The following is a 20,785-nucleotide window of genomic DNA, read 5'->3' on the forward strand; positions in this document are numbered from 1 at the left end:
GTTAAATGTCTTGCCTCATCTTATTTATGCAGAAAAGCGCCTCCCGCTTTTCTTGTTACCCGCAGCAGTTTTTGTATTTTTTGCCGCTGCCGCATGGGCAGGCTTCATTTCTGCCGACCGCCGGAGCTTTTCGGACCGGCTTTTTCTTTGATTTGCCGTCTTCGTCTTCTTTCGGATTAACCGCTTGACCTTTTGCCACTTCCTGGCGTTCGAGGTTGTTGCGGATTTCCGCTTTCATGACATACTTAGCTGCTTCTTCGTTAATGGCCGCAACCATGTTTTCAAACATGGCAAATCCTTCGTTTTGGTATTCGCGAAGCGGATCGATTTGCCCGTAAGCGCGCAAATGAATCCCCTGGCGCAGCTGATCCATCGCATCAATATGGTTGATCCATTTTGAGTCGACTGCACGAAGCAGCACTACTTTTTCAAACTCGCGCATTTGCTCTTCGCCCATTTGCTCTTCCCGCTCATTATAACGGGCAGTGACTTTTTCAAAAATGATATCCACGATCTCATCGGCATCCTTGCCTTGTAAATCAGCCGCAGTCAGTTCACCTTCACTTAACAAGTTGGCATTTGCATAGTCGGCAATAGACTGGATATCCTTTTCGTCCTCTGCTCCTGCCGTGCTTCTATGCGCTTCGACAAATTGTTTAATCACCATAAGGATCATGCCTTCTAAAATTTCACGCAGGTTTTCCGATTCCAGCACTTCATCACGCTGCTTATAGATAATTTCCCGTTGCTGGCGCAGCACATCATCATATTCAAGCAAACGTTTCCGCGCATCGAAGTTATTGCCCTCTACCCGCTTCTGAGCCGATTCCACTGCTTTGCTGACCATCTTGCTCTGGATCGGCTGGCTGTCGTCCATGCCGAGCCTTTCCATCATGGATTTCATGTTATCTGATCCAAAACGGCGCATAAGCTCATCTTCCATAGAAAGATAAAATTGCGTAATCCCCGGGTCTCCTTGACGGCCGGAACGTCCGCGCAGCTGGTTATCAATCCGGCGGGATTCATGGCGCTCCGTGCCGATAACCGCAAGGCCGCCCAGCTCTTTCACGCCTTCTCCCAGCTTAATATCCGTTCCGCGCCCAGCCATATTCGTTGCAATGGTGACGGCACCTGGCTGACCTGCTTCCATAATAATCTCGGCTTCACGGCCGTGATTTTTCGCATTTAATACGTTATGCGGAACTCCCCGTTTCGCCAGCAAAGAAGAGATCAATTCCGACGTTTCGATCGCTACTGTACCAACAAGCACCGGCTGCTTCAGCTGGTGGCGCTGGTATATATCTTCAACCACCGCCCGGAATTTGCCCTCCATTGAAGCATAAATTAAATCTGCCCGATCGTCCCGGGCGATTGGACGGTTCGTTGGGATACTAATAACCTTCATGTTATAAATATTGCGGAATTCTTCTTCTTCCGTCTTTGCTGTACCGGTCATTCCAGAAAGCTTTTCATACATGCGGAAGAAGTTCTGGAAAGTGATGGTCGCCATCGTCATGCTTTCGTTTTGAATAGAAACGCCTTCCTTCGCTTCAATCGCCTGGTGAAGCCCTTCGCTGTAGCGGCGTCCTTTCATTAAACGACCTGTAAACTGGTCAACAATAACGACTTCATCTTCCTGCACGACATAATCCACATCGCGCTGCATCGTAACATGCGCTTTAAGCGCCTGATTAATATGATGGTTGAGCGTTACATGCTTCAAATCAAACAGGTTTTCAATGCTGAATGCCTTCTCCGCCTTGTTGATTCCTTCTTCCGTTAAAAGAACACTTTTTGTCTTTTCATCGTAAGTGTAATCATCTTCCACTCTTAGCGTGCGGACAAAGCTGTTCGCGTGAATATACAGCTGGGTTGACTTTTGCGCTTGGCCGGAAATAATCAGCGGTGTGCGCGCTTCATCAATTAAAATAGAGTCCACTTCATCGATGACAGCAAAGTGGAGCGGGCGCTGTACTTTATGTTCTTTGTAAAGCACCATATTGTCCCGTAAATAATCAAAGCCGAATTCATTATTCGTTCCGTACGTAATATCGGCTGCATACGCTTCTTTCTTTTCTTCTTTTGATAAGCTGTTTAAATTCAGCCCGACACTTAAACCGAGAAAATTATACAGCTCGCCCATTTCTGCTGCGTCACGTGAAGCCAGATATTCATTGACTGTAATCACGTGGACGCCTTTGCCGGAAAGCGCATTTAAATAAACCGGCATTGTGGCGGTTAACGTTTTTCCTTCCCCGGTCTTCATCTCGGAGATATTGCCTTCATGAAGAGCAATCCCTCCCATGAGCTGAACACGGTACGGATAAAGGCCTAATACGCGGCGCGCGCCTTCACGCACAACTGCGAAAGCCTCTGTTAATAAATCATCAAGCGACTCGCCTTTGGCGTAACGCTCTTGAAACTCTATCGTTTTAGCGCGCAGTTCTTCATCAGACAGCTGTTCCATTTTGTCTGCCAATGATTCGATTTGCAGCGCCATTTTTTCTAACCGCTTTACATCGCGTTTATTTGCATCAAACATTTTTGTTAATAAGCCCATTTATATAGCCGCTCCTTTTTACTTGCAACAAGTTAGTCCGTGAGCCTGAAAACCTCATAAAATCCTATTTAATATTACCACTATCACCTGTTTGAAACAACTGAACGGCATAGGGGCAGGAAGCGCTAAAAAAATAAAAGCGCCCGCGAAGGCGCTTTTATACTTGTACAGATTGTTTATTTTGCTGCAAATGCTCTTCCAAAACCGGTTCAATTTCCTTGACCCGCTTGGACAGACTAGCAGCAGATACCCCTAATCGGGAAGCCAGCTGACTGTTGGAATAATCCGTGTCAACCATTCCGTGGGACTGTAAAAGCGAATAAAGGGCAGCTGTATAAATTTCCGGCTTGCGAATCGTTGGGTTTTCTTTGCGGCAATAGAGATTCCAGAGGAGCACCGCTGATTGCTGGCGCAGCTCTTCCACTCCTTCTTCTGTGAGAAAAGCCAGTAACGCATCTGCCGTTTTTTTCTGGGAATCTTTTTCCCAAGTCAGTTCGCTGTAGTCAGGTGTCTTTTCAGCGATTGACTCTTCCTCGCCATAGATGGCAAACAGCCCTTCCAAGACAGGCAGCCAATTCGCAGCCAAGAACGACTGCGGATTCTCTTCTCCCGCTTGTTTAAACTGTGAAGCGAGCCAGCTTTCTGCCTTTGACACGACATATTGTTCAAAGTGAAAATCAATCATGAAGAAGGTATATGCTTGTTCAAATGGCAGCAATCCGCCGGTTACAAAGACCTCTTCAATCGGCAGCTGACGACGTGCGCGAATAGATACTTTCTCTCCTGACAACACATCTTCCACTTCATATACATTACCTTGTGCGGCTTTTACGGTACCCGCTATAAACTTGACTTTGGGCCATGCAAGAAAGACTTCTCTCGTCCGCTCTCTTTTCACTGTTTGGGCGCGCTGGGCCACGAATTCCTCAAGAATGGTCTGCCCATTCTTCACAGGCTGCGTCAAAATAAACCAGATTTCAAAAGCGATTAAATACACCTGCGGATCTTTGCGCAAAACTTCGTATGTATGTAAAAGCGATTGAAATCGTTTTTTCATTTCATATGAATGATGCTCCATCGCGTAATCGATGAGTTCACGCTGCAAGTTTTCCAGCTCTTCCTGCATGACGCCATGAATCGCCGAACCTTCGATCTTTCCGCAGCATTTTTTGAACTTCTTTCCGCTTCCGCATGGACATGGTTCATTCCGTCCAACTAACATAAATTTACTCCCCCCTGGATCATCAACTCTTTCTCTATAGTAACATGGATTGTCAACTTGCAGTAGAGCGACCGATTTGTTAAAAACAGCCAAAAAATTTAAACAATTGTCTCTTTTTGTTGTTTAGTGTCGCCAGTTCCCTTGTGAACCGGCTGAATGTCTCCGTGCTTACAAAGAGAAACAGGCTCCCTGATTAGGGAGCCTGTTTTCTTGTTACAGTGTTGCTTCTTGGGAGTTTTGCGGCGCGGTTTGTCTTTCCAGTTCACCTACACGGTTTTCCAGCTCATCTAATCGCTGATTGATTGTTTCCCCAGCTGTCCCATCTTCTTCAGAATCCGCTCTTGGCGTTTGAGAGACTGTCTCCATGTTATCGTCAGAATCTGGCCTATCGCCAGGTTCTTCTTGAACCTCGCCAATAATTGTTTGAACAATCGTGTTCAATTCAACTTGCAGCACTTCCACCTTTTGCTGGCGCTGTTCAATTTCTGTGGTGTCTGCACCATTTACTGTCAAGGAATCCAAACGGTTATTCACAGCAATGAGACGGTTTTCCAAAGCCGTTAATTTATTTTTATATTCCTCATGTGTTTCCATTCCTTCAGGAGCCGATTGCTCTTGTCCGCCGTCTTTCACCGCTGGCGTTTCAAGATTCAAGGCATCTATTTCTTGTTTGTAAGCGCCCAGTGTTTCTTCGATTTTAACAAGCTGCTGATCAATGGATTGGAACTGTTGATTCTGCCCATTGTGTTTCTTGGTATCCGCGTTCTTTGCCCACTCTTGTTTTTCGGATGGATGAACATCATTTTGTTGTGCCGCATGCCCGTACACAGGGACTGAAAACATGGTTCCTGCTGCCAGCGTCATTGCCAGTATGGATGATGCTTTTTTCTTTTTTGTCATTCAATAACTCCTCCTTTAACATTGGTTAAGCAAAGATCAGCCAGTCGCCAGGAAAGCGTCAGCGCTTTTCTATCCGGCCTAGTCTTTACGCTACCCATCATAGCGGCTGGTTTCACCTAAAACCAAGGCCTAATCTCAAAAGGGGACAGGCTTACTGCTAAACTTTCATTTTTATCCATTTATCGCTTGATACTGTCTCTTTAAAAGGAACATTTTCTTGAAACTCTTCCTGACTTCTTTCCCTCTTTTCACGGGCGGGCTCTGATAAACCCTTGAGATACAAGCATTTCCCCCTTCATAAAAAAAGCCTGCTGCCTGGGCGCTCTGATGTGCTAAGCAAGCCTGCCTATAGGACCAAGCCTGCGATAAAAGCAGTACGTTGGATCGAATGTCAACAAAAAACCTCCGGCTGTCTGAAGACAGCCGGAGGTTTTGTTCATGTTCTATCAATTGGTTTCAATTAAACCGTATTTTCCGTCTTTTCTTTTGTACACGATGTTTGTGCCGTTGCTTTCCGCATCTGTGTAAATAAAGAAGTTATGGCCAAGCAAGTTCATTTGCAGTACCGCTTCCTCAGAATCCATTGGCTTTAAGTCAAATTGCTTTGTACGCACAATGGCCAGTTCATCTGTATCTTCTTCCACTTCAGTGGCTGCTGTTTCACTTTGCGCAGATGCAAAGAAATCTTGCGGATCGCCCTTTTCACGGAATTTGCGGTTCACTTTTGTTTTATGTTTGCGGATTTGACGCTCTAATTTATCAACAATTAAATCGATCGCTGCATACATATCTTCATTTCGTTCTTCAGCTCGAAGCACGAGATTTTTCATAGGAATTGTGACTTCGACTTTCGAATTTTTATCAGAGTAAACTTTCAAGTTTACGTGGGCAGTAGCATCTGGAGACTCAATAAAATAACGCTCCAATTTGCTGATCTTTTTCTCGACATATTCACGAATTGCCGGAGTTACTTCAATGTTCTCGCCACGAATGCTGTAGTCTAACATGCTGACTCCTCCTTTTACAATAGCTATGTATATATAATTCTCCTTTCCTATAAATTCTCCTGCTTAACCTTGTAAAATTATTTGTCGAAATTTTGATAATTGCTGTTTATCCTGTCTATTTATTTTTCCCATTGAAACCAACTCTAAATCATAAGGCTTTATCCCAACAATTTATACGCTGAGAAAGGGAAAATCATGACAGTCCTTTTCTGCCCTTTCAAAAGAAAAAAGCGAACCAGCTGAAAGCGGCTCACTCGTTTAATTCTTTTTATCATAGAAAACGCCGTCCACCTGCATGGAAGCATAAGGATTCACATATTTATCTACCGAATCCTTTTTCTTCGTCAAGCTTGTCATATCTTTTTGAATAGCCTCTTTTAATGACCTCAGCTTCAGATTTATGACCGCGTTTCGTTTAATGATTTCCTGTCCAAGCTGCTTCTCTTCTTCCGTATAGGGCCCTTTTACATCCGTAAGCAGCTTTTCTCTCATCTCAAGCAAAGTTTCAATCGCAGCTACCGTTTGGTCGCGGTCCTCCGGCTGGCGGTTTACGAGCTGGTACAGCTTTTCTGTCATCTCAAAGCAGTCTTTAACCGCTGACATTAGGCTTGTCCACCGGTACCGGCATGCTGAAGCTGGCGATTTTTTTGAATCACTTCTTTCCAAGTGTCACGGAATTCAGTAACAAACCCTTCGACTTCTTCTAAAATGACTGTGTCATTTTTTATATTTGCTTCTACAAGACGGCGGTTTAAATAATCATATAGCGACATTAAATTTTCCGATACGGCCATCTCCATATTGAGCGTCACCATCAATTCCTGAATGATAGCCTGCGCTTTTTGGATGCTTGTGTTTTTCGCTTCAATATTTCCATCGGCAACCGCTTGTTTTGCCTGATTGATAAACTTCAAGCAGCCGTTATAAAGCATGAGCGTTAATTCACCGGGAGAAGCTGTCGTTACGGCATTATTTGAATAGGTTTGGTAAGGGTTTTTCATTGCCACCAAAAACACTCCTTGTCATATATTTTCTAAATCTTTCTATCGACTAAGATCCCTAAATATTCTTTCATCGCTGCATACATATCCAGCAGCTTTTTCGGCGGGATTTCCTTGATGACTTCATGAGTGACATCATCGACCATTGTGACATAATATTCTTCAAGCTTTTCGTGAAATTCAAATTTTAAATGAGTGTTTGACGGCTTCAGAAAATCATTCATTCCTTGTACCGTTTTTTCCATTTCTTCTTTATTTGGCATCCGCTGCGAGCCGGTAAACTGCTGGCTTGACTGATGATTCACGTCTGCTTTCATTTGGCCTGGCTGATGTACCGGCTGAATGAGCGGACTCGTTTTGCCCACTTTCTCTATCATATATTTCCGCCCCCCTTTGGCATGTCCTTCCTGTTATTTATATCGGAAGAGACGACTGGTTATTAACAGGCAAAAGGAAAACAATTGCCGAATTCTCTCCTCGGCTTTCGCCTCAGACACTGCCTGCATCCAACCGGTTACTCCCCCTTGGAATAGATATGCTGCACACGGCCGACTTGCCCATCTTGAAGCCTCACTTTGATGCCGTGCGGATGAGAAGCTGAGTTCGTTAAAATATCCTTCACTATACCGGTTGTTCTTTTTCCTGTTCTCTGGTCTTGCTTTAATACGACATCTACTTGTATGCCTGCCTGGATGTCCTTGCGGTATTTGCCATTCATCGAGAAACGCTCCTTTCTTATTTAAGTACTTCATTCATTAACTATAGCTCTAGTTATCATTTGTTCCCACTATAATTTATCGTTTATAGTCCCAAATGACTATTTTTCTTTGATAAACAGCAACTTTTATCATATAATAATCATTATTAAATAATACTAAGGGAGCGAGAAAATGGACATTCATCAATTCACAGCTAAAAAAAGAAACGGGGAAACTATTCGTCTGGAACACTACAAAGGGAAGATCCTGCTTATCGTTAATACAGCAAGCAAATGCGCTTTTACTCCGCAGTTTGAAGACTTGCAAAGATTGTACACACGTTATCAAGATGCCGGATTGGAGATCCTTGGATTCCCCTGCAACCAATTCGGCAGCCAGGAACCCGGAAGCAATGAGGAAGCGGCTGAGTTCTGCCAGTTGAATTATGGGGTTGCCTTTCCTATCTTCTCAAAGATAGAGGTAAATGGGGAGCAGGCTGATCCGTTGTTCAAATATTTACAAGAAGCTGCGCCGTTTCGCGGCTTTAACGAAAAGAATATTCACGAAAAGCTGTTAAAAATGATGATTGCCGATAAAAATCCCGAATGGCTGATCGGTGACTCTATTAAGTGGAATTTCACTAAATTTCTGATTACGCCAGATGGTGCGGTTGCCCAGCGTTTTGAGCCTTCTGATACGTTTTCATCAATCGAGCAAGAGATTGAACGTTTGCTAGCTTAACAAAGCGCCGCGGACAGATGTCCGCGACGCTTTTTAAGTCAATAGCAAGCTTAGAGGCTTCTCTTTCAAATAGCTGAAGCGACATCACTTTTTATATTGATCTAATAAGTAAATCACCTTTGCCGCTTCGGCGCGGTTAGCCGTTTTCTTTGGCTGGAACAAATTATTCTTGTACCCCGATAAGAACTCAAGCTCTGCTGCTGCGGCAATTTCATCGGCAAATCCTTTATGAATTTGTTTTTTATCCTTGAATGCCAGCGGCTTGGAGGCAGAGAACTTCTTGCCTGTCTTTACTTCGAGCGCCTTGACTGTCATAGCTGCCATCTGTTCCCTGGTCACCGGCTGGTGCGGCGCAAACCGGTCTTTGCTCATTCCGGAAACGATGCCTGCCTCGTAAACAGCAGCGATCTCTTTAGCCATAGCAGGGGGCACATCTTTAAATGGAACCGCTCCTTTCGCTTTCAAGTCCAAGGTGCGGGCCAAAAATGCCGCATACTCTCCTCTTTTTACACTAGCTTGAGGGGCAAAGATATCCTTGTTTTTCCCAAAAATAATTCCTTTCTCTGCTAGTGAATGGATATACTCATAAGCCCAATGGTCTTTTGGCACGTCTTTAAACATTTTTTCGCCGTCTCCCGGCTCTGCAGCTTGTCCCTTCATATTAATCGAATATTGGGCAAATCCGCTGTCCAGCTGCTGAACAAAAGCAAATGTATCAGAGCCGCCGATAAACTTCTTCGCGTTCGGCGAGCTTTCAAAGGTCACCTGCACGTTTGTAGAAATTGGCGCAAATGACCAATTGCCGTCCGCTGACGGATTGATTTCCTTCTTCTCCATAATATAATCAATTAAAATGCCTCTGCTTTCATCAGGCGTAGCAAGAGCGATATTTTTTCCGTTAAGTCCCGGGAAGCTGCCCCCGCCTCCCGCCCGGTAATTATTTGTGGCAACAAGAAATTTTTGCTGCGGATCAATAGGTTGGCCATTGTACTGCAGGTTTTTGATCCGGCTGGCATCCGCTTGAACGACCTTTCCATCTCTTCCATACTTTGCCGGCTGGGTGACATCGACTTGATAGGTCACGCCATCCAGCGTATCAAAGTTGTATGTTGGAAAATCTTTATTGATAAGCTCCTGCATTTCCGCTTTAGACGGGTCGATCTGATTAAACTGTCCGGCTGACATCTCCAGCCATTCTTTCACTTGTGCTCCATTGATCATAACGGCACTTAGCGTATTCGGATACAAGTACAGGTCTGATACGTTTTTGATGGCGATATCACCAGCCGGAATATCTGTGTAATAGCTTGGCCCCATGCGTGCGCCTGCTTTAAATGGAGCAGCTGCCGACAGAACCGGAACGTTTTCGTATTCCGTTCCTTTAATATGCTTTTCCACATACCATTTTTGAGCGTTCGCGACAATTTGTACAGATGGATCATCCTGAACAAGCGCAAAATAGCTGTTGATTGGGGCCGTTGTTTTGCCAACGGCACTGCGCACCCAGTTGAGCGTGCCTTCATGATCATCTTTCACGGCATTGACCATCTCTTTATCTGATTCTACAGCCGGCTTGCCGTCCGCATTCAAAATGCCTCTGGCAGTTGCTTGGGAGTTTGTAACGGCCCACTGGCCGTTCTCTTTCTTCAGCTGCAAGTCCACTACGCCCAGGTGACTGCCCCAAAAACCGGGCATCACAGCTGCTGTCCCATTCACTGTTCCTTTTTCAATATTTGCACCCGGCAAATCTTTATATTGGCTGCTTGGAAATACACCATGCGAATGGCCGAAGAGCACAGCGTCAATCCCTTCCACCTTCGTTAAGTCATATGTCGCATTTTCCTTCATCGTTCCTTCTTCCATCGTACCGAGCCCCGAGTGAGGAATGGCTACAATAACGTCCGCGCCCTTTGCCTTCATTTCAGGCACGAATTTTTTGGCAGACTCTATGATATCTTTTGCGATCACTTTGCCTTCCAGGTTCGCTTTGTCCCAGTTCATGATTTGCGGCGGCACAAAGCCGATCACGCCCACCTTAACAGTATGTTCTTCCCCGTCTTCATCGGTTACTTTTTTATCAATCAGCAAATAAGGAGTGAAATAGTTTTTATCATTGTCGGGATTGTTATCCTTGTCGTCTACGTAAACATTCGCATTGACATAAGGAAAGTCCGATCCTTTTAGTGAGGTGCTTAAGAAATCAAGTCCGTAGTTAAATTCATGGTTGCCGATATTGCCGGCATCATAATCCAGCAAATTCATGGCTTTGTAGACTGGATGTGTATCGCCGGCCTTTAATCCCTTTACCTTGGCGATATAATCTCCGAGCGGATTGCCTTGAATCAAGTCTCCATTATCGAATAGCATGGAGTTTTTGCTTTCTGTTCGAGCTTGCCTGATGAGGGAAGCTGTGCGGGCAAGACCGTAATCATTTACTTCCTTGTCTTGATAGTAATCATAGTTCATTACATTGACATGGATATCCGTCGTCTCAAGCAACCGCAAATTCACAATGTCTTCATTTAACACATTCGCATAGGCCGGTTTTTCCATGCTTGCCGGCAGCACTAGTCCAACCATAAGTGCCGCTGTAACCGCTGTTTTCTTTACTTTATCAGCTGCCATTCTTTTCCCTCCCCGGATAAACTGCTTCTTTTTGATCATAGCATAAAAAATGTAAAAAACTTTATGGGCATGTAAATTTTGTATCAGACTTTATTAAACTTTTCTTCTCCTCTTTACCTGAGGTAACTATGATAGGATAGAAAAGTATTCAGAATTTTTTCGCAAAGTGAACGAATAACAAAAAAGGAGGAAACGCATGAACGAACAGTGGATCATCTTAGAAGATCATGTGAGGGATGAATGGCTTGATTACAATGGTCATATGAATGATGCCGAATATGCCCGTGTCTTTAGCTGGGCCGGTTTTAATTGGATGGAGGAGGTCGGTTTTAATGATGCTTTCCGTGAGAAATATCAGTACACTATTTTCACCTTGGAAAGTCACCTTTGTTATTTGGCAGAAATGAAGCCAAAGGAAGCATTAACCGTTTCTATTCAAGTTCTCGATTACGATGAAAAACGTGTTCATTTTTTCTTTGAACTGTTTGGCGAAGGCGGAAAGCGGGCTGCCACCTGCGAACAAATGCTGATGGGCATTGATCAGAACAGCCGCCGGCCGGCTCCGTTTCCCAACGAGCTTTTCCAAAAAATCGCAGCTTTGCACGCGCAGCAGCAAGCACTTCCGAAGCCTAAGGAAGCCGGGCGAGCCATCGGCATCCGAAGGAAAATCAAGTAAGTACACACTAAAAAGCCAGCTCTTGAACAGGAGCTGGCCATCCTTTTCATTAAGCTGCTGGCTTTTCGACGGCGGTAACGCCAGATGCTTCTTGACAGTGTCTATACTTGAGTTTAAAAGCGCTGGTAACGTTCCTACTCTTGTTCAGGCAGCACACCTTTTACTTTTCAATTATCAAGGAGCTGCTTTTTCATCGGTATCGGCCGGTACCTGTTGATGAAAACCGCTGGCCAGGTGACTGTGTTCACCGAGAATGTAGTAATCCAACTCTTCTTTCGGAATTTGCCTGAAGGCCTTGCCGCGCACCCCATAAAAAACAGCTCCGATAACAAGCCAAATTAATAAGGCAATCCACGACGGCACTCCCATAAATGCCGGTGAGCCAGGAACGGCAAGCAAACCGACAAAAACGAGGCTGGCGATCAATCCTAGCAAGCTGCAAAATTTTCTTGCCGGAGAAACAGCTCCTTCCATCACCGTATCATTATTTCCTGACCATCTAAAAAACTTATACGCCGCAAAGCATGTATAAAAGTAAGCAACCGCTACACCGATCGATGCCATATCAACGATCCATAAAAGCACCTGCCGGCCGAACCAAGGAGCCGCTAAGCAAATCACCATTGTAAACAAAATGCCCGCATAAGGCGTCCGGTATGTCGGATGCAGCTTCCCAAATACTTCTGGAATGATTTTGGCCCGGCTCATGGCAAAAAGCAGCCGGCTCGCCGACACATAAAATCCATTGAGCCCGGTAAAAATACCCATGCAAATGGCAATCGCCAACACGCTTAATCCCACACTTCCAAATGCCCCGGAAATAACATCTCCTGTTCCCCAAATTGATTGCTTGGCTACTAGCTCCTGCCACGGCATTGCTACAGCCGTAAATAGAATGTTGGTTATATAAATGAGCGTAGCAAAGATAAGCGCCCATACAATTAAAGAAAACGCTTTCTTTGCAGGGAAATCAAATTCTTCTGCTGATTGGGGAACATTATCAAAGCCAACATAAGCAAAAGGGGCAATAGCCACAATCGTCAGAATAGCGGACAACGCTGGAATTTCTGGATTAAAAACCGGCTGTAAATGAGAGAAGGAGGAAGCAGAATGAGTAAACATGCCAAACGCCAGCGCGGCCACTCCCAGCACAAGAACAACACAGAAAATAAACTGCAGCCTGCCAGAAAAGGAAGCACCACGAATATTGAGCCATGCAAATACACATAAGGCGGCTGTCGCAATCAACACCTCCGTGATATACACATCCCAGCCGGCAATACTGTACATCTGCCCTTTCATGGCCACCTGCGGAATAGTGAACTTAAACAAAAGCGCCATGGCAGAAGCATTCAAGGCAACAATGCTCATGTATCCGAGCGCCAAAAACCAGCCGCATATATAAGCGTTTGTCCGCCCGAACCCGAGATAAGCATAGGCGAACTCTCCCCCTGAAACGGGAAAATGCCGGATCAGAAAACCATAGCTGACAGCAATCAAAATCATAAGCAGACCGCCAATTCCAAAACCAATCGCCGCACCGATAGGCCCGGGTTTGGCCATCCAATCTGCCGGCAGAACAAAACTCCCCCATCCGATAGCTGAACCTAAAGCAATCGCCCAAACCCAATGCGGCTTTAACGTCTTGTCCAACTGTGTTCTCTCTTTCACACAAAAACCTCCTCCATTTATAAGTAATTAAACTCATGAGGGAGGCTTCCGCTGAAAAGTTTGTCACCATCCCCAAGAGTATAATCCTTCCATTAATTTACTAAATATTCAGAAATATAGGATTGCAAGTTGGGAACGGCACGAGGCTGCTTTTATTTGTACGAAAAAGAGGCAGATAGTTAAAAGCGCGAATTTCTGCTTTTTTCTTACTCATACTATATTATAAATTTGTCCAGGCAACGATTTAACCTGCCGATAACTGTTATTAAATAGTTAGATAAATCGGCAGGATCCCCAGAACAAGGATAAATAAGAACCAATCTATATCATTGAATAGGCAAACCGCCCCTCAGAAAAACTCCTCTTCTTTCGTCATCCTATAAACAAGACATCATACAAGGAACGGGTTTCCGAATGATAGCATTTGCTCTCCCTGCACTGAATCATCTATGCAGCTGCTGACTGTACGTTACGGAAAATAGTCGTCCGATAATTATTTATTCTATCTTGTGAATATTCTGCAAAAATATGACAAAAAAAGTTCTTGAAATTGGAAGCGTTTTCTTTTATGATGGTAATAGGCAGGGCAGCAACAGGGGCTGTCATGGTATTTGGCGCAGGCGGGGCCGATATCGGTTATTGTTGTATAAAAATTCATCATTTGTACTTTAAATGCAAATGATGAATGCAACAATCTCATTTTAAAAAAGCGCTGGAGACCTTTTCTTCAGCGCTTTTTCATGTACTATTCATTCTTTGAACGTAGCAAGCATATAAAAAACAAGGTACAATAAAACAAGAAATAGTTACCAAAAGATAAGGGGTGGAGAAAGATGATCATCGTAACAACAGAAAACATCTCCGGTTACAGGATTACAGAAATCAAAGGACCGGTATTTGGGTTAACTGTCAGAGCCCGGGGAATCGGAAAAGATATCGTTGCCTCATTCAAAGGGCTTGTCGGCGGAGAAATCAACCAATATACAGAAATGCTTGAAGATGCCCGCAAACAGGCAATGGACCGTATGGTGGAAAACGCGAAGGCAATGGGCGCTAATGCAATTATTATGATGCGCTTTGATTCCGGCGAAATCGGCCAGAACATGAGTGAAATTGTCGCCTACGGAACAGCCGTTATTGCCGAGCAGGAATAAGGGCGATGGTGGAGTGGATTATTGGCTTTTACGGACTGCAGCTGATTGCACTTATTATTCTGATCGCGGGTTCCTGGTTCTTCTGGGACCGCCGCTTCAAATCAAAACACGGCGAACAAGTGCCGGAAGGATTTATCCGAACGAAGGAAGTCTCCATTGATCCGACAACGAAGAAGAAATTGGTCGTTTATATGCACCCGGATACAGGAGAACGATTTTATAAAGAAGAAAAGTAGAAATATCCCGGCTTCTGTGAAAGCAGCCGGGATGTTTCTTTTTCTATTTAAAAGGTCTCTCTGCTAATGTCCAACCTGCCATGGACGGCTCACCTGGGGCTTCACTTTTCTCTGTTTCGGTCCCAGCTCTTCCCGCGTCACCCGGCGCGGCTCCATTCCCCTTTCAACTCTCGTCCGCACTTCCTTTGGATAAGAAAATAAATAGGGAGGCAAATAAACCCGTGATGACTCCTGCTGGCACTCCGGGCACTGTGCTGCTCCTCTATTCCCTGCTGTAGATGTAAAAAATAAAGTAAACTCGCCGCACTGGCTGCAGTTAAATGTGTAACTTGGCAAGCCGTCCTCCCCCTTACTTTGGATCAATATCTTTATCAAATATTTTTGTCGGGATCGCTACAGTACAGCAAGCATTTGGAATATCCACAATACCGCTGATCCGCCCTTCAACCGGCGCGGTGCCCAATATCATGTACGCCTGCTCTCCGGTATAGCCGAGCGTTTTCAAATATTCGATCGCATTTAAACAGGCTCTACGGTAAGCAATATGGGCATCTAAATAATGCTGCTTTCCGGAAAACTCATCCACCGAAACTCCCTCAAATACAAGGTAGTCTGAATAATGCGGTTCAACCGGTCCTGGTTTGAAAACCGGATTATCTTTAATTTTATATTTTTCCATGCCGCCTTTAATTACATCCACCTTTAAATCAATCCAGCCGGCCATCTCAATTCCGCCGCAGAAGGTAATTTCCCCATCTCCCTGTGAAAAGTGAAGATCGCCTACCGACAGCTTGGCCCCGTCAATAAATACTGGAAAGAAAACTCTTGAGCCTTTGGACAAGTTTTTAATATCACAATTGCCGCCGTTCTCCCTTGGAGGCACCGTTCTCGCCCCTTCTTTGGCAACCCGGTCAAATTCTGCTCCTTTCAGCGTTCCGAGCACCGCATGTTCGGCCTGCGGAGAAGTGGCGAGCTCAGGCACGCGGTCGGGATCCGTCATCTTCAACTCCTGCTCCCGCCTGTTCCACTCCTGCAGCAGCTCCATGGACGGGGCTACCCCGATTAATCCCGGATGAATCATGCCGGCGAACTTCACACCCGGCACATGCCTGGAAGTGGTGTAAATACCTTCAAAATCCCAAATGGATTTAGCCGCTTCCGGGAAATGTTCGACTAAAAAGCTGCCGCCATTTTCCTTAGCAAAAATCCCGTTAAATCCCCATTCATGATCCGGAAAAGCTCCGATGTCCAAAATGTCCACAACGAGCAAATCTCCGGGCTCAGCACCGTTCACATACACCGGTCCGCTTAAAACATGCACACGCGGCAAAATAACATCACGAATGTCATCCGGACTGTCGTTGTTAGCGATTTGCCCGTCCGTCCAGTCTTTGCACTCCATTCGAAAAACTTCTCCTGGCTCTACCGAGAAGGCCGCTGGAATATCTGGATGCCAGCGGTTATGGCCAGGATGTGCCTGCTGCTCCATGGGCTTGCTGAGATCGAGTTTGAATAAGGTTTTTGGCATGTTGTTCCTCCTTCAATTTATTGATCTATGAAGTCAGACTATGTATGCGCCTTCATTCTAACTTTAACAAGATTAATAGTCAAATTATTCTAACTATTTTTCGCTATTTATTTCCATGGAAAAGGGCTATATTTGTTAAAATGATGGTAGCGATCTCACCTGCATGAAGATGGGAGGATACACATATGAATGGAAAAGCATATATTGATATCGCCGCAGCCATGGCAAGAACCGGGGTGCTGGGTTATGGCGGCGGACCATCCGTCATCCCTCTCTTCCGTCATGAAGCTGTTTCACGCTACAAATGGATTAGTGATGAAGAGTTCGGGGAAATTTTGGCCTTTGCCAATGCGTTGCCCGGTCCGATTGCCACTAAAATGGCCGCTCAGCTAGGCTACCGCCAAAAAGGAACGATCGGCGCTTTTATTGCTGTGATTGCCCATATCCTTCCTACGACCATTGGCATAATTGCTTTGCTGGGCACGCTTTATTCCCTAAAGGAATCAACTGTGATCTCTGGCATGATTGCCGCCGTTCGGCCAGTCATCGCCGTCTTGCTCGGCATGATGGCCTATGAGTTTTGTGCTAAAACCTGGAAAGGACTCGGCAAAACAGTCGGCTTAGCTGCCGGTCTCCTCTCCTTTTTACTGCTCGTGCTGTTACATGTTCACCCGGCTATTGTCATTATCTTGTTTTTGGCCTATGGAACGATTCATCTCCGGGTTTCCAGATGGGCCAAACAAAAGACGGGCAAAGATCGCGAGGACTCCATATGATTTACTGGCAGCTATTTTCTGCATTTTTTGTAGCAAATTTACTCGGCTATGGCGGCGGACCTGCTTCGATTCCCCTGATCCAGCAAGAGGTCGTTGATCATTATGGGTGGATGACGAATGAGCAATTTGTAGATATGCTGGCGATGGCGAATGCCCTGCCCGGACCCATCTCGACGAAAATTGCCGCCTTTGCCGGCTATCAGCAAGCCGGCTGGCTCGGTGTTATCACGGCGACCGCTGCAACCGTGGCTCCATCAGCTATAGCTATCGTTATCCTTCTGAACCTCTTAAGCCGCTTTAAACATTCGCCGGCTGTAAAAGGAATGACCCTCCTTGTTCAACCGGTCATTGCTGTCATGATGATTATGCTGACATGGGAATTCAGCCATGTGTCCTTTGAATCCATCGGATACGTGCAATCGTTTCTTATTGCGACCGCAGCCTGGCTGGCAATGACAAAATGGAAAATACACCCAGCTATCGTCATTGCAGCAGCCTTTATTTACGGAGGGGTCGTGCTGCCTCATATCGGCTCATAGGTTACTGCGCGCAAACTGGTTTATGCGCGCAATTTAGAGACATATGCACGCAACCGGGGATTTTATGCACACAAATCGGGAAATAGGCGCGCTCCCGCGTCAAATACGCGCGAAACAGAAAAATTATGCACAAAAAACAAGGATGTGCGCGAAAGCCAAGGCTTTCGGTACATCCTTGTTTCAATTTCACAATTCAGACATATTGTGAGCGCTTCCAATCATTTGGAATTAAGATTTGTTCATATTACATTCCTTTAACGGGACAACTTTTGTTTTCTTTACAAACTTATAACCGAGCCACACAGCAATGAACAGCGGCAGCCCAATGTAAGAAATAATCGCACCGTTCCAGTCAACCTTGCCGCTCGTAAAGGCGCTGTAATTTTGTCCCAAAATGACGATGGTACAAAGGACAAGCGCAAAGAGCGGGCCGAACGGAAACCACTTGGCTTGATAAGGCAGGTCGCGTAAATCGCGCCCTTGCGCAATATAAGCTTTACGGAAACGATAATGGCTGAGCGAGATGCCAACCCATGCAATAAATCCTGACATCCCTGAAGCATTCAATAACCAAATATAGACGGCTCCATCTCCAAAGAAAGAAGCGAGAAAGGCCATCATGCCGACAAGCGAAGTGATAATCAAGGCATTCACCGGCACGCCGCGTTTATCCAGCTTTGCAAGAAACTTCGGCGCCTTTCCTTCTCTTGCCAAGTCCCACAGCATCCGCGAAGAAGCATACATACCTGAACTGCCCGCTGACAAAACAGATGTCAAAATGATCGCATTCATTACCGACGCCGCAAAAGCAATCCCGACTTGATCAAACACAAGAGTAAACGGACTAATTGTTACATCCTCGTTCGCAAGACTGGCTGTTGTGTATGGAATGATCAAGCTAATGACGAGAATAGCAAAAATATAAAATAGTAAAATGCGCCAAAATACTTGGCGGACAGCCTTCGGAATGGAACGGGACGGATCATCTGTTTCCCCGGCCGCTACCCCGAAAAGCTCTGTCCCCTGGAAGGAGTAGCCTGCAGCCATAAAAATCCCCAAGATCGTCATAAATCCGCCATGGAACGGAGCATCTCCGATCGTAAAGTTTTTAAAACCAATGTATTCACCGCCAAGGATGCCAAAAATCATCAGAACCCCGACAATCAAAAATACAATAACCGTCGTGACTTTAATCATTGAAAACCAGTATTCTGATTCCCCGAATCCCTTTACAGAAAGATAATTCAACAAGAAAATGATGGCTAAACACATACCGCTCCAAAGAATGGAAGGGCTGTCCGGGAACCAAAACTTCATGATCAGCGCTACAGCGGCAAGCTCAGAAGCAATCGTGATTGCCCAGTTATACCAATAATTCCAGCCGAGTGCGAAGCCGAGTGCCGGATCAACAAAGCGGGTCGCATACGTACTGAATGAACCGGCTACAGGCAGAAAGGCCGCCATTTCCGCCAGACTGATCATAACGAAATAAACCATCATCCCGATCGCTCCATAAGCGAGCAAAGCTCCCCCCGGTCCCGCCGTGTGAATGGCACTGCCGCTCGCTAAGAACAATCCTGTTCCGATCGTTCCCCCAAGCGCGATCATCGTCAAGTGTCTTGATTTTAAATTTCTCTTTAACTCCTGCGGTGCTTCTTGCACTGGCTGACTTTTCGCCTCACTGGCAGATAAAACAGTAGATTGAGAGGCATTATTTTGCATCCATTGTTCCTCCTTTGTTCGATGAGGACCTGTCATGTTCTGCTTGCGGATTCTTCGGTTGTTCATTCCAGTCTTCATACTTTGTAATTGCCCGGCCGCAGCTTCTTATCGAAACGGCGGCCGGTTGAATAATGAACTACTCAAGCACATATAGCGTTCTTAACGTATCGTCTGAAGGGCTTTGGAAATAGGCCCCCATTTCTTTTAACTCCCGAATCGTTTGGACATGTGTCGCCGTAATCTCTTCACCCGGCGTCAGCAACGGAATGCCCGGCGGATAAGGAAGGATCATTTCGCCGCAAAGCGAGCCGACCGCCTCCTCTAACGCTACTCGTTTGCGCGGCATATGAAAGGCATCGCGCAAAGACACCTCCTGTTTATACAGCGTGCCCTCTGCTGCAAACAGAACCGTTTCTGTTTTCTCCTCTTGTTCCTCCACTGTCCATTTCTGCAGCTTTTGGTCAATCGCTTTAATTGCGTCAACTACCTTATCAATATCTTCATGCTTTTCATTTAGGGAGAATAAAAAGACGATATTGCGCGGGTCGCTGATTTCCGCTGTGCAGCCTTGCTCATAAAACATATCAAGCAGCTGATAGCCGGAGACCATTTCATTTTTGCAGGAAATGATCCATTTCAGCGGATCCCGGTAATGAACTTCATCGCTGCCTTCCCAGATCGAAAGCGCTTGCAGCTCATCCTTGAGAGCGATTCGTCTTTCCTCCAGCCGCTTCACCGTTTCTTTTAAATGGCCGCGTCCTTCTGTCACTAAATAACGGCGTGCTAAATCGAGAGAAGCCAATAACGGATAAGACGGGCTCGTTGATTGAATCATTCCAAGCACTTGTGCCAGCCGCTCGCGGGACACACGATTTCCTTTTATATGAAGCATGGAAGCCATCGTCATCGCTGTGAGCATCTTGTGGGTCGATTGGACAACTACATCCGCTCCCTTGGAAAGCGCAGATGGCGGCACTTCTGCTGCTTGGCCGAAATGAGCGCCATGAGCTTCATCGACAATTAGAGGCACGCCAGCTTGATGGCAGGTTTCTGCTAGATGAGTGATATCCTGGCTCATTCCATAATAGTTTGGATTGGTAATCCAGACACCTTTCACATCAGGATTCTCCTTTAATGCTTTCTCGATGTAGTGAATATCAGACACTTTCGCTACTTTCGTTGTTGATTCAATAGCTGGCGCGATAAAAATCGGCTGCGCGCCTGCGAGCATTAATCCATGAAACACCGATTTATGCATATTGCGCTGAACGAGAATTTTATCTCCAGGCGCACATAAAGTCAGGGCTACTCCAATATTGCCAATCGTGCTTCCCCCAACAAGGAAAAAGGTATGATCTGCGCCAAACGCCTCTGCCGCCAGCTTCTGTGCATCAGCGATAAAGTCTGTCGGGTGATGCAAATCGTCGATGCCTACTGATTCTGTCGCGTCAATTTTCAAGATGCTGGCAAAGCGGCCAAAGGCTTCTTTGTCGAACACCCGGCCGTCCTTATGTCCCGGAACATGCATGGACGTGCGTTTGCTTGCTTCATATAAACAAAGGGCCTCGTAAAGCGGTGCCGCTGTGTGATCAACCGTAGCATGAGGGGCTTCATGCATTTGTGTAATAGTAAGATTCATTCTCTTTCTCCTCCTATGCTTCATACTGAGCAGAATGATGTTTCTTCTGCCGCTAACTATTCCGCTTTATTTATAGCAATTTGCATGCCA

Annotated in this window: 20 protein-coding genes; 6 read left to right on the plus strand and 14 right to left on the minus strand. The window is 45.6% G+C overall.

What is annotated here, in order from left to right; translation table 11 throughout:
* Window positions 1–55 precede the first annotated feature (55 nt).
* The 8 genes from secA to B1A98_RS07150 all read right to left on the minus strand — a co-directional run bounded on the left by secA (window position 56) and on the right by B1A98_RS07150 (window position 7,408).
* A complete protein-coding gene (gene secA / locus B1A98_RS07115) occupies window positions 56–2,560 on the minus strand; it encodes a preprotein translocase subunit SecA (protein ID WP_063384724.1) in 2,505 nt (834 codons plus the stop codon).
* Between the two features lie 157 nt (window positions 2,561–2,717).
* Window positions 2,718–3,782 carry an SEC-C metal-binding domain-containing protein gene (locus tag B1A98_RS07120; protein ID WP_063384723.1) on the minus strand — a complete coding sequence of 355 codons (1,065 nt, stop codon included), beginning with the start codon at window positions 3,780–3,782 and terminating at the stop codon, window positions 2,718–2,720.
* A gap of 213 nt (window positions 3,783–3,995) precedes the next feature.
* Window positions 3,996–4,682, minus strand: coding sequence for a hypothetical protein (locus tag B1A98_RS07125; RefSeq protein ID WP_063384722.1), 687 nt, complete (start codon window positions 4,680–4,682; stop codon window positions 3,996–3,998).
* Between the two features lie 446 nt (window positions 4,683–5,128).
* Window positions 5,129–5,689 carry a ribosome hibernation-promoting factor, HPF/YfiA family gene (hpf, locus tag B1A98_RS07130; RefSeq protein ID WP_041094942.1) on the minus strand — a complete coding sequence of 187 codons (561 nt, stop codon included), beginning with the start codon at window positions 5,687–5,689 and terminating at the stop codon, window positions 5,129–5,131.
* Window positions 5,690–5,947: 258 nt separating this feature from the next.
* Window positions 5,948–6,292 (minus strand): flagellar protein FliT, encoded by a 345-nt coding sequence (gene fliT / locus B1A98_RS07135; RefSeq protein ID WP_063384721.1) that lies wholly within the window; start codon window positions 6,290–6,292, stop codon window positions 5,948–5,950.
* Entirely contained in the window at window positions 6,292–6,696 is a 405-nt protein-coding gene (gene fliS, locus B1A98_RS07140; protein WP_063384720.1) for a flagellar export chaperone FliS, read from the minus strand. The genes fliT and fliS overlap by 1 nt, the downstream gene beginning before the upstream one ends.
* Before the next feature lie 26 nt (window positions 6,697–6,722).
* Entirely contained in the window at window positions 6,723–7,067 is a 345-nt protein-coding gene (gene flaG / locus B1A98_RS07145) for a flagellar protein FlaG (protein WP_063384719.1), read from the minus strand.
* Between the two features lie 137 nt (window positions 7,068–7,204).
* On the minus strand, window positions 7,205–7,408 hold the full coding sequence (locus tag B1A98_RS07150; RefSeq protein ID WP_041094953.1) for a YwbE family protein: 204 nt from the start codon (window positions 7,406–7,408) through the stop codon (window positions 7,205–7,207).
* 172 nt (window positions 7,409–7,580) lie between these two features.
* Between B1A98_RS07150 and B1A98_RS07155 the strand changes: the two genes are divergently transcribed.
* The gene (locus B1A98_RS07155; RefSeq protein WP_063384718.1) at window positions 7,581–8,129 is read left to right on the plus strand and encodes a glutathione peroxidase; all 549 of its coding nucleotides are present in this window, start codon (window positions 7,581–7,583) and stop codon (window positions 8,127–8,129) included.
* Window positions 8,130–8,213: 84 nt separating this feature from the next.
* Here the strand turns inward: B1A98_RS07155 and B1A98_RS07160 are convergent, their stop codons facing one another.
* Window positions 8,214–10,754 carry a bifunctional 2',3'-cyclic-nucleotide 2'-phosphodiesterase/3'-nucleotidase gene (locus B1A98_RS07160; protein ID WP_063384717.1) on the minus strand — a complete coding sequence of 847 codons (2,541 nt, stop codon included), beginning with the start codon at window positions 10,752–10,754 and terminating at the stop codon, window positions 8,214–8,216.
* A 196-nt stretch (window positions 10,755–10,950) separates the two neighbouring features.
* Between B1A98_RS07160 and B1A98_RS07165 the strand changes: the two genes are divergently transcribed.
* On the plus strand, window positions 10,951–11,430 hold the full coding sequence (locus B1A98_RS07165; protein ID WP_063384716.1) for a thioesterase family protein: 480 nt from the start codon (window positions 10,951–10,953) through the stop codon (window positions 11,428–11,430).
* A 174-nt stretch (window positions 11,431–11,604) separates the two neighbouring features.
* Here the strand turns inward: B1A98_RS07165 and B1A98_RS07170 are convergent, their stop codons facing one another.
* Window positions 11,605–13,101, minus strand: a complete 1,497-nt coding sequence (locus B1A98_RS07170; protein WP_063384715.1) for an APC family permease — start codon at window positions 13,099–13,101, stop codon at window positions 11,605–11,607.
* Window positions 13,102–13,934: 833 nt separating this feature from the next.
* Between B1A98_RS07170 and B1A98_RS07175 the strand changes: the two genes are divergently transcribed.
* The gene (locus tag B1A98_RS07175; protein WP_041094959.1) at window positions 13,935–14,255 is read left to right on the plus strand and encodes a YbjQ family protein; all 321 of its coding nucleotides are present in this window, start codon (window positions 13,935–13,937) and stop codon (window positions 14,253–14,255) included.
* A 5-nt stretch (window positions 14,256–14,260) separates the two neighbouring features.
* A complete protein-coding gene (locus B1A98_RS07180) occupies window positions 14,261–14,491 on the plus strand; it encodes a hypothetical protein (protein ID WP_041094961.1) in 231 nt (76 codons plus the stop codon).
* A gap of 63 nt (window positions 14,492–14,554) precedes the next feature.
* On the opposite strand, the gene B1A98_RS07185 is transcribed toward B1A98_RS07180, so the two are convergent.
* Both B1A98_RS07185 and fmdA read right to left on the minus strand, forming a co-directional pair.
* Complete coding sequence (locus B1A98_RS07185) at window positions 14,555–14,827, minus strand: zinc ribbon domain-containing protein (protein WP_063384714.1); 273 nt, start codon at window positions 14,825–14,827, stop codon at window positions 14,555–14,557.
* A 13-nt stretch (window positions 14,828–14,840) separates the two neighbouring features.
* A complete protein-coding gene (gene fmdA / locus B1A98_RS07190) occupies window positions 14,841–16,019 on the minus strand; it encodes a formamidase (protein ID WP_063384713.1) in 1,179 nt (392 codons plus the stop codon).
* A 185-nt stretch (window positions 16,020–16,204) separates the two neighbouring features.
* Between fmdA and B1A98_RS07195 the strand changes: the two genes are divergently transcribed.
* Both B1A98_RS07195 and B1A98_RS07200 read left to right on the plus strand, forming a co-directional pair.
* Window positions 16,205–16,795: a chromate efflux transporter ChrB gene (locus B1A98_RS07195; RefSeq protein WP_063384712.1), complete on the plus strand. Its 591-nt coding sequence runs from the start codon at window positions 16,205–16,207 to the stop codon at window positions 16,793–16,795.
* Window positions 16,792–17,334: a chromate efflux transporter ChrA gene (locus B1A98_RS07200; RefSeq protein ID WP_063384711.1), complete on the plus strand. Its 543-nt coding sequence runs from the start codon at window positions 16,792–16,794 to the stop codon at window positions 17,332–17,334. Before B1A98_RS07195 ends, B1A98_RS07200 begins: the two co-directional genes overlap by 4 nt.
* A gap of 228 nt (window positions 17,335–17,562) precedes the next feature.
* On the opposite strand, the gene B1A98_RS07205 is transcribed toward B1A98_RS07200, so the two are convergent.
* Both B1A98_RS07205 and B1A98_RS07210 read right to left on the minus strand, forming a co-directional pair.
* Window positions 17,563–19,056 carry an amino acid permease gene (locus tag B1A98_RS07205; protein WP_063384710.1) on the minus strand — a complete coding sequence of 498 codons (1,494 nt, stop codon included), beginning with the start codon at window positions 19,054–19,056 and terminating at the stop codon, window positions 17,563–17,565.
* 136 nt (window positions 19,057–19,192) lie between these two features.
* Entirely contained in the window at window positions 19,193–20,695 is a 1,503-nt protein-coding gene (locus tag B1A98_RS07210) for an aminotransferase class I/II-fold pyridoxal phosphate-dependent enzyme (protein WP_082821716.1), read from the minus strand.
* Between the last annotated feature and the right edge of the window lie 90 nt (window positions 20,696–20,785).

The sequence above is a fragment of the Pseudobacillus badius genome (assembly GCF_002189605.1).
Classification (GTDB): Bacteria; Bacillota; Bacilli; order Bacillales; family Domibacillaceae; genus Pseudobacillus; species Pseudobacillus badius.